Here is a 15,964-nt window from a genome sequence, read left to right as displayed (position 1 = left end):
TGCGTTCGCCCTTGAGCGGGCTGGATTTACCCCTGTGGTTAAAAATCTGTGATCATTTAGATCGTAAATGGGGTTTGATGATCATCAAAAAAGGGAGCGTTTGCTCCCTTTTTACTCGCTTAGATCTTGAGGCCGGAGAGGGTTATTTCTCCATCTTGTTTAAGATCGCTTCCATCTCGTCCATCAGACGATTCATGCGTTTGAAAATCGCTTCATAGGGAGCGGCGGTCGCCAGATCAACGCCGGCTTTCTTAACCAGTTGATATGGGTAGTCGCTGCCACCGGCTTTCAATAAGTTCAGATAGCGGTCGTACTCCGCCTGCCCACCGCCTAACACCTCATCGGCAAAGGCGGCAGAAGCCGCGATTGAGGTGGCGTATTGGTAGACGTAGAAGTTGTAGTAGAAGTGCGGTACATATGCCCACTCGATGCCGTAGGCTTCATCGATTGTCATCACCCCTTGGTCGTGACCGTGATAGCGTCGCTGCAGATCCAGGAACAGTTCGCTGGCGAGGGTGTCGCTTAGGGGCTGGCCTTTCTCTACCGCCTCATGGATGCTGCGTTCAAATTCAGCAAACATGGTTTGGCGGAAGAAGGTTTGGCGGAACTTCTCCAGAGTTTGTCCCAAATAGTAGAGGCGCTCTTCGTCGGTTTCCGCTTGTTTGAGTGCGTAATCGGTCAGCAGGTGCTCTTGGAAGGTTGAGGCGATCTCTGCGGTGAAGGTGGCATACGCGGCGGTAGCGTATGGCTGAGCCTCATTGGCATAGACCGAGTGGGTAGCATGACCCCATTCATGGGTGAGGGTAGAGACGTCGGTGTAGTTGCCGTTGTAGTTCATCAATACATAAGGATGAACGTCATAGGCGCTGCCGCTCATGTAGGCGCCAGAGCGTTTGCCCAGCTTTGGATAGGTGTCCATCCAGCGCTGCTTTAAGCCTTGCTCGATTTTGCTGACGTAGCTGTCACCCATGGGCGCGAGTGAGGCCAACATCATGTCGATACCGGTATCAATGGGGTAGGTCTTAGTGGCACTGACGACCGCTGGGTAGATGTCAAAGTAGCTCTGATCGTCAAGCTCGAGCATGCGAGCGCGCAGTTTCAGGTAACGGTGCAGTGTATCTAGGTTGGCGTTGGTGGTATCCACCAAGGCATCGTAGACCGATACGGGGATGTTATCTTCCGCCAGCGCAGACTCCAAGGCACTGTCATAGTGACGGCTTTGGGCGTTAAATACGTCGGCTTTGACGTTGGCATCCAACATGGAGGCGATGGTGCGTCGATATTGGCTCAAGGTACCAAAGAAGTTATCAAACGCCTTTTTACGTACGTCTCTGTCCTGATGGCTTCGGTACTTAGCGTAGGTTGCCTGATTCAGAGTGACCAGTTCACCGTCTAGCTCAACCTCGGGCCAAGGCAGTTCAGCGTTGGTGAAGGTGGCATAACTGGAGTAGGGCGCACTGGTTAGAGTGCCGGTGGCGGCCATAATCTGCTCAGCTTCCGAAGACAAGGTATGGGCCTTGCCCCGCAGAATATTTTCAATGGGGAATCGGTACGGCTTGAGTGCCGGCTCGGCATCCACCATGGCCATCACTTTTGCTTCGCCTAGGGCAATCAGCTCTGGATTGATGAAGGCTGAGCTTTGGCTCAGGCGATTGGCCAGCATGGCGATACTTTGACGCTTGGCGCCATTATCGGAATCCCGCAGGTCGGTGTCGGCACTTAAGTTGGCATAGACATAGAGCTGGCTGAGGCGCTTTGATAGCTGGTAATACAGGCTAATGGTATCCGCCAGATCTTGAGGCGAGCGCCCCAGAGTGCCTTTGCGTTTGTCCAACTGGCTAAGATCTGCTTCCAATTTGGCTTTCTGCTGATCCCACTGTTGCCAGCTTGAGTACAACGGGGTCAGATCCCAGTTTTGTTGATTGTTTTCAGCGGCGTACGCCAAAGGGCTGGTGCCAGCCAATAAAGCAAGGCAAAGTAACGACTTCTTTAACATTCTAATCCCTGTTTATCATTATGGTTTTTTAGCGTCGCCAGACTAGCACGCTGCACTTTTCATCGACCATAGAGCAGTGGAAAGAGTGTGATTTAGGTTGAGTTATCTTGGGATAATGCTGTTACAGAATGTTATCAGCGTTGTTTTGCCGGTTAGGGAAGGGCATGTCGAGCAAATTATCACCGAAAAAGCAGGTGTTGGCCCTGTTGGAACAGTGTTTAGAAACCGGCGTTCGTGGTCGTGTACAGGGGATCATCAAGCAGGCCATCGCCGACATCGACGGTCGTAGTGATGATGTCGGCGGTTATGATCAAGCGGAGTCCGACATCAATGAGCCGGATTATCCGGGGCTTATCTTCAAGGTGGGCCGCCATAAAAAACGCTGGTTGTATCGCTATACACCGTCAGGAGCCAGATCGACAAAACAGCAGACCCTTGGACACTACCCGCAGATGAGTCGCAATGAGGCGATCCAAGCTTGGGAGCGCTGCCGAGTGGAGTTGGGCCAGGCTCAGCCTAGCTTTACCCTTGGTGATGCCATTGCCGATTTCATGGATGAATACGCCCGTCACCATCGTGCCAACCCTCGAAGAGACCAAGAGCTGTTGCTGCGTCACCTAGAGCCGTTTGCGCAGCTGGCTCCAGAGCAGTTTGGGCGTCAGCAAGCGTTACTGGTGATGGAGGGGATCACCCGCGGTGCAGGGGAACGTTTGGCACTGTTTAAGCAGTTTTTCGATTATGGCAGAGGCATTCCCGACCTCGGGCAGGCGTTGTGGTTACCGGAAAACTTGGCCAATCCATTCGAAGGCGTTGAACTGTCGCGTAGCAAGCCGCTGCCATTGCCAACGATGAAGCAGCTGGCTCATTACGACACATTTCTTCGTCAGCACCGCTGTGGTGAGTCGCTGCTGTTGCAGTTGCAACTGACCAACTTGGGAAGCTCTTCGTTTTGGCGCCAACTGAAGTGGGAGCAGGTTGATTGGCCACAGCAGCGGGTGCAATTTGAGCAGGGCTGGCTACCTCTTTCCACCGTCAACGCTCAGCGCTTGAAGCAGTGGCAAACCACTTCTCTCGACAGCGTATGGGTGTTTCCGTCACCGTCAGATCCCAATCGGGTGATGTCGGCATCATCCCCAAGAAATTTTATCCGAAAGACCTGTTCTAATGATAAGGATTTGATGAGTCTTACCAGCCCCAGAGTGGAGCAAGCGCTGTTTGAATGGTTGTGTCAGCAGGAGGAGTACCCATTAGAACTGCCACAAAAGAGCAGTGTAGGGCAGCTTAGCCAAACGCAAATAGAAACACTAAAACAGGCGCTAAATATATGGAGCAAAATGCTACATATGATCTGAACGCTGTTGGCGCGATGTGGCAGGTTTTACCTCGACTTGTGTTTTTACCGTTTTTACGTGATGTAATCTCTTTTGTAACCTGCGCCTATTTTACTTGGTTTGTGAGTGAGTTAATCTTTCCGGTGTCAAATATTCAACCTTATGGATGACCCTTCCCTTTTAGTGCGTCTCCCAATTAGTAAGGTGAATATCTCAACTGATTTTTGATAAGCGAGGAAGTGTCACCGTGGATAGGTTCGCAAATTTGTCGATGTGGTACTTGGTAAAAGGTCTGGATGAATTTGCGTTCAACGCTCATCGAACCTTGGCTGAAATAGCGCATGACTTTTGGGCTGTGTTCAAAGCTCAAACAGGAAACGCTCATCCAGCTGATCGAGTTAGTCTCCATATTTCATTAATTTAATTGATGCGAAAAGAGATGAGCTTTGCACACTCCTATGGTCACCAAGGGCTAATCGTTGGCATTTGTGAACGGCTTTGTTACCTTGAAAGTTAAGTCAACAACAACAATAAATAATCGACCAAATATGACCTCTATCCACATCCAAAGAAACCACCAAATGGGCCATCAAGGCATTCGTGATTTGAGCGAACGCGTGGCCAGTGAGTTGGCACATCGCTACCAAATCCGGTGGCGTTGGCAGGGTAATGAACTGCGATTTAAACGCGCCGGTGCCAGCGGACTGTTGCTGCCGGAAACCGAGCTGATTACGGTGCAGATGAAATTAGGCTTGGTGTTGATGCCGATGGCCAAGGTGATCGAAATTGAGATTGAATCGCAACTGGATGCCTTGCTAGCACGCCAGCAAGTGTAAAAGATGCCAACGGATTCAGAACGGCGCTTACCGACACGGGGCGGAGTTGATCTGGGTCAAATCCAAGCCGATAAAGTCAAAGAAATCGGGGAAAATTTAATAATTACCGCCTTTTAGAATGTCCGTTCTAGAAAAGTGCCTTACGTTAAACATGAAAGCAGAAATTACCGTCATGGAGGCACATATGTTCAAGAAGTTATTTGGTAAAGGCGGCAACGACGTTGCCAGTCAAGAAGCGCTATACCGTAAGATTTGGTTAGCGGGTTTGGGTGCTTACTCTAAAGGCAGTGAAGAGTTAAGCCAGATCTCTGACCGCGGCTTGGGCTTGTTTGACGAGCTACTTGAGCGCGGTAAGCAGCTGGAATCTTCTACGGTTGAGAAGGTGTCAGAAGCCTCCACGCAAACTAAAGAGGCCTTTGAGTCACAGCTGCACAGTCAGGTACAAAAGGTAACCGGTCTGGAAGCGGATCAGCTCGAAGAGCTGGAAGCGAAGATCGACCGCCTTACCGCTCTGGTTGATAAGATGACCGAAGAGAAAGCCGCTGCCGCCGCACCGGTGAAGGCCGCTCCAAAAGCAGCAGCGAAACCGGCCACCAAGCCAGCAGCTAAGCCTGCGGCCAAGCCGGCAGCAAAAACCACTCGCCGCGCGACTCCTAAATCCGCATAACCCAACAGTGTGAAGGAGCACCATTATGACTAATGACATCAAAACCATTGCTGGCGTTGAAGGCGTAGATAACGAGCAGTTAGCACGTAACATCTGGTTAGCTGGTCTGGGCGTTTACAGCCGCAGCGTTGAAGAAGCGAAAGATCTGGAAGGAAAATCGTCCGATCTGTTCGAGCGCTTGGTTGAGCGTGGACGTGAAATTGAGTCCAACACTAAGGCAAAGGTCGAGAACAATTTGGACCGTGCAAACGAAGAGGTTGAAGCTCGCGTGCACAACCTGTTCTATCGCCTAAGCGGTATCCATCCTCGTCAGATTGACGACCTGAATGCCAAGGTTGATAAGCTTGCCGAAGCGATTGAAAAATTAGCTAAGTAAGCTAAGCAGAGAGGGCTGAGCGTCTCCGCGGTAATGGACGCCTCAGCCCTTTTTAGTTCGAGACCAAATAAGGAGGGCAGGATGACACCGGTTTCTCTTTCCGAGTTGGTGTTTTTGCTTTTTGAGAGCGACAACAACCCTCTGCACGTTTCGTGCTTAATGGTACTGGAGCCACCCAAAGATGCCGCAGAATTTGCTGGAGAGCTGCTGGAGGCTGCGTTAAAGGCTACTCCGGTTGCTGAGCCATTCGATTTAGTGATCGACGAGTCTCAGTTCGGATTACCCCAGTGGCGTCGCTGTGAGCATGTGGATCTCGCCCAGCACGTTCGTATTGCTAAGTTGCCGACTCCTGGGGATCGCCAGCAGCTGCGTGAATTGGCTGGCAGAATCCACAGTGCTCGCCTCGAGCGGGACCGTCCGTTGTGGGAGATGTGGATCCTCTATGGCCTTGAGTCTCAAGAGATCGGCCTATTGGTGAAGTTTCACCATGCGCTGGCTGATGGCAAAGGCGTTGCCAGTATGCTGGAGCAGAGCTTTCGCTTAAGTGACAGTCGCAAACGCTTCATTCCGTTTTGGCAGTTAGGGCAATCCATCGGCCATCGTGACAGTTCTATCATCTCCTTGAGCAAACTGACCAGTCCTCGCTTCTGGTATCAGCAACTGGATCTCAGCGTTGGCGCCAGCAAGCTGTTCGCCAAAGCCTGCGCCAGTCGACTGCACCTGTTGAAAAGCCCCATCAAACTGCCATTCAGTGCCCCGAGAACCCCATTTAACAGCTACCAAGGCAGCCGAGCCAAAAAGATCTCACTGGCGACGCTACCCAAAGCTCGCATTCGCAAATTGTCGATGTTGACTGGAGTTGGTGAGCTGGAGCTGATGTTGACCCTATGTGACATGGCGCTGCATCAGTATTTGCAGCAGCACAATTGGCAAGATAGGGATCCTCTGGTGGCCATGGTGCCTTTGTATCACCCTCAAAGTGGTGAACGGATGCACATGATCTCAGTGGGGTTGGTGGAACTGGGCCGTCCTGCTGCGTCGCCAATGCAGCGGCTGAAAAAGATCAGCCAAACTTACGGAAAGCTACGAACGCAGTCCAGTGATGAGCAGGTGATGGAATACAACCGCTATTCAGCCTTGGTCAATATTGTGTCGCTTTTGGCGGCACGTTATGACAGCCAGCAGATTTTGCCGCCGGCGGCCAATATGTTGATGAGCCAGGTCGATGCAGGAACCGAACCTTTGTCGTTGATGGGGGCAAAACTGAAGCAGACCTTCCCACTGTCATTGTTGTTACCGGGGCAAACCCTGAACATGACTTTACTGGATTACCATGAGCAGGTTCATATCGGCTTAGTGTGTTGTCGTCAGTCGTTGCCGGGATTTGATTCCTTCGCGTTGTACTTGCCAGAATGTCTGGAACAGCTTGAAAAATCAGCCTATGATAGCTTGCTTTCAGCAATAGCAGGTTGAGGGAGAGTGCATGTCCAGCTGGCGGGCGAAAGGGTTAAACAAATTACTGTATCGCGTGATTCGCTCGCGTTTTGAGGCCTGTGAAGACATCTTGTCGATGCGAGGTGTGGTCGCGGGGCTGGACAGCCTCAATGGCTTTATCAGCAGCCCATCCGGCCTTGAAGTGATCAACGATACCCTTGATGGCATTCCCTGTCAGTGGCTGGTAAAAGGCCGTCCTGCGGGGGATAAAGTGCTGCTCTATTTCCACGGCGGCGGCTTTTGCTTTCGTACCCCTAAAGTTCACAATGCCATGGTGCACCACCTGTCTCAGGAGGTGGGCGCTCGGGCGGTGATGGTGCAGTATCGGTTAGCACCTGAATTTCCCTTTCCCGCTGCGGTTCGAGATTGTTTTACCGCCTATAAAGCGTTGCTGGCTCAAGGCATCGCCCCGGATGACATCATCATTGCCGGCGACTCCGCTGGGGGCAACCTCACCATGACCACCTTGTTGAAGGCGAGGGAGAAGGGCATCTCTCAGCCGTTGGCGGCGCTGCTGTTTTCGCCGGCGGTGGATTTGACGCTGAACACCAATTCTGGCTTTGTGATGCGCAATCAAGACCCGTTTTTTGACTTAGGCAGTTTGATGTTGCTGCGCAATAGCTACCTCAATGGTCATACGCCCTGCGATCCCTACGCATCGCCTTTGGCGGCTGAGCTTCATGATTTGGCACCGGTGTTGGTGCAGGTGGGTAGCATTGAGATCTTATTGGACGATTCGGTTCGTCTGGCCAATCGCATTCGTCATCACGGTGGTGAGGCGGATCTGATGATCTGGCCCGGTTTGCCCCATGTGTTTCCGCTGTTTTATCAGCTGCCCGAGGCCAAGGAAGCCTTGGCTCGGTGCGGCGAGTTTGTCAGTCGTTGTCAGCAAGCTGCAAGCGACGACTGAGGTGTGGCTCCACCAGCGAGATCAAGCGATGGGCCCCTTTTTCAACCAGCTCTTGTTCATCTTGAACCTGTGCCTGATTGGCTTCAAAGCAGAGCCAGGACAGTCCCAGCAGAAACAGGTTCTCTGACAGTTCACTCTTGGCGTTGCCCTTAATCTCCAACAACCCTTTGTCCATCAGCGCCGTTAGACTGCCGTCGGTAAAACGCCGTAGCTGGTTGAGTAGCCGCTGACTGCCTTTTTGCCCCACGCCTCCCGCTTCAAAGGACTGAAAGTCCATAAACAGGAAGCGATAGTGAAGGCACACCGTCAGCAGCGATTTTAAGAACACCCAGTACTCGCGCTCGCTGATGAGCTCCATATCGAGCCGGCCCAGCAGTTTGCCGATGGCCAGCTCACACTCCTTGGACAGACGAGCGATGATCTCCTCTTTGCCTTTGAAGTGGTAATAGAGGTTACCGGGGCTTATCTCCAGCTCGGCGGCGATGTCCAAGCTGGTGATGTTGCCTGAGCCCAGCTGGTTGAACATGGCCAAGCTGGTTTCGAGTATCCGAGTCTTGGTACTCATTCCACCAGAACCTCATCCAGTTGCCCCTGAAGATACTGATACTCAGCCTCCGCCATGCGGCCAATCTCTTCGCAGGCGAAGCGTGATAGCTTATTTCCAATAAAAGGCAGGGCGCTTTTCAGTTGGAATTCGATGCGATTTTCACATCCTTGCTCGGTGGGAACCAAGGTCATGGTGCCCCGAATTTTAATGGGGACGCCGATGAGCTCGACGTTCATGTCGCACTTGAACTGGCCTTCGCCATTGCTGCTCCAGCGCTCCTGCTGTTTGATGGTGTTCTCGCTTCCGAGTAGGCGTTTGAGAACCGAAGGAACGTTGCTTTGAACATCACGCTTGCCGGTTAACTGCAGGGCGTCCAGATCCTGCTTACATTCGAGAATCCGTACTTTGGTGCAGCCGATGGCGCTGTACTTCTCCTCGATTCGGTCCGGTTGGCTAAAAAACTCAAACAGCGCTTCCGTTGCACATTGATAGGTATGAGTTAGTTCCAGTTTCATAACGACTCCTAAATTGGCGCAATACCGCGCATCCTTCTTGTTATCGCAACTTGATAAGTCTTGGCTTATCGCTCTTGGTTTTGGCTTTTAAAAATGGATTCCTCTTAACATGGCTGCCAGCCCGATGATCTGCTGCTGATTGTGATAGTGCTTGTCATTGGGCTGAATCTCTCCGGATTCAGGGAATAGGCGATACAACATGTTCATGCATGACTCTGCGATGGTGGGCGACAGTGCGTGCAGTGTGGCGCCAACGATCCCCAATCGAGTTGCGATGCGTTTCGGCCGTTTAACCACCGCTTTGGCGATGAGATCCGCCGCTTGGGCTGCACTCAAGGTCGGTATGGCTTGATACAACTCCGTGGGCGCACTCATTGGGGTGTCGACTAAGGGCATGTTGATGGTGGTAAAACTGACGTTTCTATCGGCATATTCTGCGCCAGCGCAGCGGCAAAATGCCTCCAGCGCCGAATTCGAGGCCACATAGGCGCTAAAGCGAGGGGCGTTGGTGAGCACACCGATGCTAGACACATTGATGATGTGGCCTCGACCCTGACTGGCCATGGTTTCAATAAGGCCAAGAATCAGTCGAACCCTAGCAAAATAGTTGATGGCCATGGTGCGTTCATAATCGTGCATCCGCTCGGTGGAGTGCTGCACTGAGCGGCGAATGGAGCGCCCGGCGCAGTTGATCAGCACGTCCACATTGCCCTCTTGAGACAGCCGTTCGCTAATGAGCTGCTTAACCGCGTCGTCTTGGGTTAAATCACAGGGGCAGGCGAGGCCTTTGCCCCCTTTGGCTTCGATAAGCGCTAAGGTTTCCTCGAGCTTGTCTTGACGGCGCCCCACCAGAATCAGCTTGGCACCGGTAGTGGCTAGGCGCTGCGCGCAGGCTCGGCCGATGCCAGAACCGGCACCGGTGATCATGACCACTTTGTTGGCCAACTTGGCGCAGATGGCTTGCTCGATAAACAGCTCGGGATCTAGGTTTCGCTCCCAGTAATCCCAAACTGGATTGATGTAGCTGGCTAGATCAGGGCAGTGAATTCCGGCGGCATCCAGAATGCGTTTGGCGTTGTGATTATCGAAGCGGGTGGGGTAGTTCAGCATCGACCACAGATCCTGAGGAATCCCCAGATCCGCCAGTACTCGTTGGCCCAACTTGGCAATGGGTGGATATTGACTGGCCAGTTGCAGCCAAGGCTGGGGTAACAGGCCGCCAAGATTCATGTTGAATTTTAGGGTTAATGTTGGCCCGCGATTGGCTTTGGAGATGAGGTTTAGCACTTCACCGGCAAGATAGGGTTTATTGTCGGTAAGGTGGAAGCACTGGCCATCGAGGTCGGGCGTATGAATGAGGCAATCCAGTGCATCGGCCACATAATCCGCCGGCACGATGTTGATGCAGCCCCCTTCAAAGCCCGCCAAAGGCATCCATTTGGGCACCATATCCCCAAGGCGCTGCATCAATTTGAAGAAATAGTAGGGTCCCTGAACTCGATTGGCTTGGCCGGTTTGGCTGTCACCAACAATGAACCCAGGCCGGTAGATCCGAAACGCCAAATCGGACTGCTGGCGTACCACCTTTTCGCATAGATGGTGGGACAAAAAATAGGGGTGTGTCAGCTGCTCTGCTTGGGAAAACATGGTTTCATCGAAACAGCCGCGATACAGGCCTGCGGCGGCAATGGAGCTTAAATGGTGCAGCCGCTTAGCACCAATTGCGTGGCCGCAGGCGATCACCTGCTCGGTACCGTAGATGTGGCGCTTCACTCGTTCATTGGTGATGTTGCCAAAGTCTCGGTCGCAGGCCAGGTGGACCACGTCGGTGACGTTGCCTTTAAGGTGTTCAAGGTCGGTTTCGCTTAGGCCCAACAGGGGATCGCGAAGGTTTCCCATGATCGGGATGATGAGCCTTTGCTGATTTAACTTTGCCGCCATATCGAGAAGGCGCTGGCGGTTATCGTCATCTTTTACAAGGCAATAGAGGCTCTTACGCCGTTTCAGCAGCCGCGTTAACAACTGCTGACCGACCAAGCCTGTTGCACCAGTGATCAGGTAGCTCATCCTTATGCTCCTTCCTTGATGCCAAGACCCTAAGGTCTTGAGATGATTACGCTGTCTAGGATATCTCTAACATAATGAGTTGGACTGACCAGTTCAATATAAATATTTGAATTGTAAGATAAACAATCCCTAGTGTATTCAACCTGCAAATGTGACATTTTGCTTACTGTTTGCCGCAAAATCGAAGCAAATTATGCATTTGGCTCAATTTGTAATCGAATTGCACCCATGGGGCGTTGATCTCTGAGTGAATAATCAGTCGTTTTATATTGATAAATTATTTTAACTCAAGCGCTTAAAAACTCTTCAGTTGAACCAATCTCCATAGCCGCTGCCTACGTAAACATCATAAACTACTGAGCTTTTGCGGTAGATGGAGTGTTTTGTATGGCAAAGGTGATTGATGGCAAAGCGATAGCGGATGCCATGATGAATGAGTTAGCGGTTCGTATAGAATCTTTAAAGAGCGATCACCGAGCGCCAGCGTTAGCGGTGGTGTTGGTTGGCAGTGATGCCGCCAGTGAGATCTACGTGCGCAATAAGATTCGCCGCTGTGAGCAACTGGGCGTGCGCAGTATCGAACATCGTCTGCCTGAAACCACTCAGCAATCGGACCTACTTGGCATCATTACCTCCCTGAATAACGACGAGCAGATAGATGGTATCTTGGTGCAGATGCCGTTACCGACTCACATCGATGAGAAACGGGTACTCAATGCCATCAGACCCGATAAAGACGTGGATGGATTTCACCCGGTCAATGTAGGCCGCTTGTCGTTAGGTGAGGCCGATGCCATTGCACCCTGTACGCCTCAGGGCTGCGTGACTCTAGCCAAGTCGGTATTGGGGCCAGATCTTAGCGGTAAGCGTGTGGCCATTGTTGGCCGTTCCAATATTGTAGGTAAGCCAGCAGCGGCGCTGTTTTTGGCCGAAAACTGTACGGTGCAGATGCTGCATTCAAAAACCGAGTCGCCACAGCAGTTAGCCGCTCAAGCGGATATTCTGGTGGTGGCCGCCGGCCGTGCTCACTTGGTTGATGAAAGCTGGGTGAAACCCGGCGCCGTGGTGATCGACGTGGGGATCAACCGAGTTCAACAACCAACTGGCTCTAAATTGCTTGGGGACGTTGATTTTGACTCGGTAACTCAGGTCGCCGCTGCAGTCACCCCTGTTCCCGGGGGAGTTGGGCCCATGACCATCGCCTATTTACTGCACAACACTTTTCAGTGTTACCTCAAATCTGTCGGTTAGGTAGAAGTTTGATGGGGTAATCCGCTTCTGGGTACTGTTCGCATTTTTGGAAAGTGGGTACACTCTTAACTAATGCGTGTTTAGGACGCCCTATCAACTGAGAGGGCGTCATGATTTAGTTAGGTATTTCATGGTTATTCCTGGTTTTGAAGGAAACGAAACGACGGAGTTCAGTCTGATCCGTTTGTCGGTCTCATTTGCGCTTAAACCTGCTGACGTGCCACCGATGGAGCGTCTACTGGAGCAATACATGGATTCGGCCATCTCTGATTCTAACGTGATGTCCTGTCAATACGTCGCCCCAGAGATGCAACTTGAGCTGAGCTTTTTTGGCGCTGAGCAAAGTACGGTCAAGCAGGAGCTGGCCAGACTGCATAAGGTGGTGCAAACCCTGTTAGTGCCGACTCCCGTCTTTACCGTCTCAGTGCAAAAAGAGTAGCTAAGGTGGAGTCGTTGCACTCGCCGTTGTGGCGCCACATCTGCACTCAGTTGTCCAGTCAGGCCAGCTGTGACTGCGAAGCTCATGGGCTTGAGCCGGTCAGTGGCGGTGATACCCTCCAGAGCTTTGTGTTGCAATGTGGCCATCGACGTTACTTCATTAAGCTGGGGGAGCTGACAGCGCTGCCGATGCTGGAAACCGAAGCCGAGTCCCTTGAGAGGTTATCGCCCTTTGCTGCCAACGCGATGCTGGTGGGCAGCTTTAAACACCATGCGTTTTTGGTGTTGCCCTATTTGGATCTGAAAAGTGATGGGGATCAGTTTGCCCTTGGCCAACGTCTGGCTCAGTTGCACCAGCTCACCGAACCCCAAGGCCGCTATGGTTGGCATCAGGACAACTTCATCGGTTTGACGCCACAGCAAAATCGCTGGCACACACGTTGGTGTGATTTCTACATCAGTCAGCGTTTGTTGCCTCAATTGTCGTTGGCTAAGCACAATGGCTTTGGGGAGAGCCTGTTACCCATCGAGGCGGCTTTGATTCAATCTACCCGAGCACAGCTTGATGACCACCAACCTAAAGCCAGCTTATTGCATGGGGATCTGTGGCGAGGCAATGCCGGTTTTAGTCAAGGGCAGGGCGTGTTCTTTGATCCCGCCAGCTACTATGGCGATCGAGAGACCGATCTGGCAATGACCCATCTGTTTGGTGGCTTTGGCGATGAGTTTTATCTTGGCTATGAGTCTGAAGCGCCACTGGAAATAGGCCATAAACAGCGTTTGCCAATTTATCAGCTGTATCATCAGCTAAATCACCTCAATCTGTTTGGTAGGGTCTACCTAGCTGGGTGTGTCGAACAGGCCGAACAGATCATCGCATTGAGTTAACTAACCCCTACTTTTTGATGGTGCAGGCCTTTGCGTGATGTGTGTCACGATTTTGGTTTTGTCATTAGAGCAAAAACGTCAGCTTCACTTCTGTTTCCCCTCTTATCTGTAATTAAGTCGCCAGCGGCACAATGACTGGTGCGGCGGGCTTTCGGCTTTTTTTATTCAACATCTTTGTTGTAACCGACTGTATAGACTTCATTATTTTATAACTAAAAGTTTTAACAAAGGGGTTGGAAATGCAACCTTGGCAGTGGTAGTCTCGCGCCCCGAATGATGATGAAAACAATTTGCATTACTATTTTAAGGGTTGATTGTGAAATATGGATTTTTAGCAAGCGTCATTAAAGGCGTGCTTTTTGGTTCCGTCTTAGTGGGGGCCCACGCGGTAGCTGACGAACAAGAGATCGAGCGTATCATTGTAACTGGCCAGAAAATTGACCGTGAACTGCAGGAAACCCCCACCAGTGTGGCGGTGGTAACCCGAGCGCAGATCGAGGAGCAAAAGCTGGTCGACATGTACGATGTACTGCAGCAGATCCCAAACGTCTCCGGTAACCTAGGCGATGGCTTCAACATTCGTGGTATTGATGCTTTTAACGTTTCTGGTGGTGGTAACAGCTTTTTGACTTCGGTCTATGTGGATGGCGCGGCACTGCCATATCGAATGATCCGTCAAGGGGCGTTTTCCGTGTGGGATGTGGAGCAGGTGGAAGTGCTCCGTGGCCCGCAATCAACCCTCCAGGGACGAAATGCTCTGGCCGGTGCCATTGTAATGCGTACCGCACAACCTGAATACGAGTGGGGCGGTAAGGCTCGCCTGACCATTGGTGAAGACGGTGATCAGCAATTGGCCGCAGCCGTTGGCGGCGAGTTAGTTGAGGATCAAGTGGCATTTCGTCTCTCCGGTGAGAAGCGTGAGGCCGATGGTGAGAACTACAACATCACTCGCAAAGAGGACTCCAACTTCAGTGAAGATCAAACCTATCGTTTGAAGTTGCTGATTGAACCAAAAGCCCTCGAGGGATTCAGTGCGGTTCTAAGCTACACCTATAACGACAGTGAAATCGGTGTGCCTTGGATCAATGGTGGTTTGGAAAACCCATTTGATAATCGCATTGTTGATTTCAATGACGCCACCTTTGAGTTTACCGAAAACGACATCTGGAACTTAGAGATCGATTATGAGCTGTCCCCGGACTGGTCTTTAGTTGCGATTACCACCTACACCGATTCTGACTATGGCTACGCTTGGGATGGCGATGCTGGCCCAGATCCAGTTAGCACCATTTTCGATAACCGTACCGACAAAACCCTGTCTCAGGAAGTGCGCTTTATCTATGAAGGTGAGCAACTGTCGGCGGCCATTGGCGGTTACTACTCCAACCTAGACGTAGAAGATAACTACTATGGCGGCCGTGGTATGTATCTGCGTGAGCTGGGTCTAGAACAGATTCTGTCTGCGCCACCGGCACAGGGTGGTTTTGGCTTGGATCCGGCGACAACGGCGATGGTGATGAGCCTATATGCGCCTATCGACCCTGTGATTCTTGGCAGCACTGGCGGTTTGACCCAAGATATTGAATCCATGGCGATCTACACCGACTTTAACTACGAGATCAACGACAGCTGGGCCGTGTATGGCGGTTTGCGATACGATCGCGAAGAGCAGGCTAACTCCTCTGCCAGTATCGTGACCATTGAAAATGCGAACTTGCTGCCGGATCCAAACGCGCTACCACCGGTTCCTGGATTGAGTCAGCTCATTACTGGCTTAAATGGCTTTTTGATGCAGCAGGCCAGCAATGCGACCGGCATCGCTCCGGAAACCAAGACCGATTTCGATGCCTGGCTGCCAAAATTGGGCGTGAGCTACTTTATTACTGACGACATGTCGACCCACTTTACCTACCAGCGCGGTTATCGGTCTGGCGGTGTGGGCACCAACCTGGCTCAAAACTCGACCTTTACCTACGACTCGGAGTTTACCGATAACTATGAACTGACCTACCGCTCTGTGTGGTTGGATGGCGAGCTAGTGGTGAACGCCAACGCTTTCTACCTTGACTGGAGTGACATGCAGGTCGAAGTTCAGTTGTCCAATAACTCATTTGATAAAGAGACCCGTAACGCCGGTAAAGCAGAAGTGAAGGGTTTTGAACTGGAGATGTTCTATAACCCGACAGACAACTGGAGCTTTACTGCCGGTGTTGGTCAGGCGAAGAGCGAATTCAAAGAGTTTAAAGATGGCGACGTCGATCTTTCCGGTAAAGCGTTCGCCAGAGCGCCTGAGTGGACCGCTAACGTGGCTGCGACTTATCGTAATGAGGGTTGGTTTGGTAACGTGAATGCCAACTATGCCAGTAGCGCTTACGAAACTCTGACCCCACATCGTAGCGGCTTGCCAATGGATGACCCTCGCTACAACCCTAAAAATGACGCTCGCACAGTAGTGAATATGCGCCTTGGTTATGAGTGGGATAACTTCGGCATCTTTGCTAACGTTGAGAACCTGCTGGACGAAGAGTACATCGTCAGTGCAGACCGTGGAACCGGCAATCAGGAGCTTAGCCCTAGCCGTCACGTCAGTGTATCACTGACTGCGAAGTTCTAATCCCTAGACTCGCTGGCAGATGCCACCGATTGTG

The 15,964-nt window shown here is 51.7% G+C and carries 14 protein-coding genes; 10 read left to right on the top strand and 4 right to left on the bottom strand.

Annotation, left to right across the window (positions count from 1 at the left end):
- Positions 1 to 142: 142 nt before the first annotated feature.
- Positions 143 to 1,996 (bottom strand): oligoendopeptidase F, encoded by a 1,854-nt coding sequence (gene pepF, locus FCL42_RS04575; RefSeq protein WP_136862197.1) that lies wholly within the window; start codon positions 1,994 to 1,996, stop codon positions 143 to 145.
- Between the two features lie 164 nt (positions 1,997 to 2,160).
- Between pepF and FCL42_RS04570 the strand changes: the two genes are divergently transcribed.
- From FCL42_RS04570 to FCL42_RS04545, 6 genes are all read left to right on the top strand, one after another.
- Positions 2,161 to 3,348, top strand: a complete 1,188-nt coding sequence (locus tag FCL42_RS04570; protein ID WP_136862196.1) for an Arm DNA-binding domain-containing protein — start codon at positions 2,161 to 2,163, stop codon at positions 3,346 to 3,348.
- A gap of 527 nt (positions 3,349 to 3,875) precedes the next feature.
- Entirely contained in the window at positions 3,876 to 4,163 is a 288-nt protein-coding gene (locus FCL42_RS04565; protein ID WP_136862195.1) for a polyhydroxyalkanoic acid system family protein, read from the top strand.
- Positions 4,164 to 4,347: 184 nt separating this feature from the next.
- A complete protein-coding gene (locus FCL42_RS04560) occupies positions 4,348 to 4,830 on the top strand; it encodes a phasin family protein (RefSeq protein ID WP_169308292.1) in 483 nt (160 codons plus the stop codon).
- A gap of 25 nt (positions 4,831 to 4,855) precedes the next feature.
- Complete coding sequence (locus FCL42_RS04555; RefSeq protein ID WP_136862193.1) at positions 4,856 to 5,206, top strand: phasin family protein; 351 nt, start codon at positions 4,856 to 4,858, stop codon at positions 5,204 to 5,206.
- A gap of 81 nt (positions 5,207 to 5,287) precedes the next feature.
- Entirely contained in the window at positions 5,288 to 6,679 is a 1,392-nt protein-coding gene (locus FCL42_RS04550) for a wax ester/triacylglycerol synthase domain-containing protein (protein WP_169308291.1), read from the top strand.
- Between the two features lie 10 nt (positions 6,680 to 6,689).
- Complete coding sequence (locus FCL42_RS04545; RefSeq protein ID WP_136862191.1) at positions 6,690 to 7,610, top strand: alpha/beta hydrolase; 921 nt, start codon at positions 6,690 to 6,692, stop codon at positions 7,608 to 7,610.
- Here the strand turns inward: FCL42_RS04545 and FCL42_RS04540 are convergent.
- The 3 genes from FCL42_RS04540 to FCL42_RS04530 all read right to left on the bottom strand — a co-directional run bounded on the left by FCL42_RS04540 (position 7,576) and on the right by FCL42_RS04530 (position 10,739).
- Positions 7,576 to 8,175 carry a TetR/AcrR family transcriptional regulator gene (locus FCL42_RS04540; protein WP_136862190.1) on the bottom strand — a complete coding sequence of 200 codons (600 nt, stop codon included), beginning with the start codon at positions 8,173 to 8,175 and terminating at the stop codon, positions 7,576 to 7,578. The two genes, FCL42_RS04545 and FCL42_RS04540, sit on opposite strands and share 35 nt — an antisense overlap.
- On the bottom strand, positions 8,172 to 8,672 hold the full coding sequence (locus FCL42_RS04535; protein WP_136862189.1) for a DUF2505 domain-containing protein: 501 nt from the start codon (positions 8,670 to 8,672) through the stop codon (positions 8,172 to 8,174). The genes FCL42_RS04540 and FCL42_RS04535 overlap by 4 nt, the downstream gene beginning before the upstream one ends.
- An 87-nt stretch (positions 8,673 to 8,759) precedes the next feature.
- Positions 8,760 to 10,739, bottom strand: a complete 1,980-nt coding sequence (locus FCL42_RS04530) for an SDR family oxidoreductase (RefSeq protein ID WP_136862188.1) — start codon at positions 10,737 to 10,739, stop codon at positions 8,760 to 8,762.
- Positions 10,740 to 11,126: 387 nt separating this feature from the next.
- Here FCL42_RS04530 and FCL42_RS04525 point away from each other — a divergent pair, with 387 nt between their 5' ends.
- The 4 genes from FCL42_RS04525 (at position 11,127) to FCL42_RS04510 (ending at position 15,930) form a co-directional block, all read left to right on the top strand.
- The gene (locus FCL42_RS04525) at positions 11,127 to 11,990 is read left to right on the top strand and encodes a bifunctional 5,10-methylenetetrahydrofolate dehydrogenase/5,10-methenyltetrahydrofolate cyclohydrolase (protein ID WP_136862187.1); all 864 of its coding nucleotides are present in this window, start codon (positions 11,127 to 11,129) and stop codon (positions 11,988 to 11,990) included.
- Between the two features lie 130 nt (positions 11,991 to 12,120).
- Positions 12,121 to 12,429 carry a hypothetical protein gene (locus tag FCL42_RS04520; protein WP_136862186.1) on the top strand — a complete coding sequence of 103 codons (309 nt, stop codon included), beginning with the start codon at positions 12,121 to 12,123 and terminating at the stop codon, positions 12,427 to 12,429.
- A 5-nt stretch (positions 12,430 to 12,434) separates the two neighbouring features.
- The gene (locus tag FCL42_RS04515) at positions 12,435 to 13,316 is read left to right on the top strand and encodes a fructosamine kinase family protein (protein ID WP_136862185.1); all 882 of its coding nucleotides are present in this window, start codon (positions 12,435 to 12,437) and stop codon (positions 13,314 to 13,316) included.
- A gap of 316 nt (positions 13,317 to 13,632) precedes the next feature.
- Positions 13,633 to 15,930, top strand: coding sequence for a TonB-dependent receptor (locus tag FCL42_RS04510; RefSeq protein WP_169308290.1), 2,298 nt, complete (start codon positions 13,633 to 13,635; stop codon positions 15,928 to 15,930).
- The last annotated feature ends 34 nt before the right edge of the window (positions 15,931 to 15,964 follow it).

It is taken from the genome of Ferrimonas aestuarii (assembly GCF_005116665.1).
Lineage (GTDB): Bacteria > Pseudomonadota > Gammaproteobacteria > Enterobacterales > Shewanellaceae > Ferrimonas > Ferrimonas aestuarii.
Note: the sequence above shows the minus strand (reverse complement) of the source record. Positions and strands in the feature narration are given on the sequence as shown.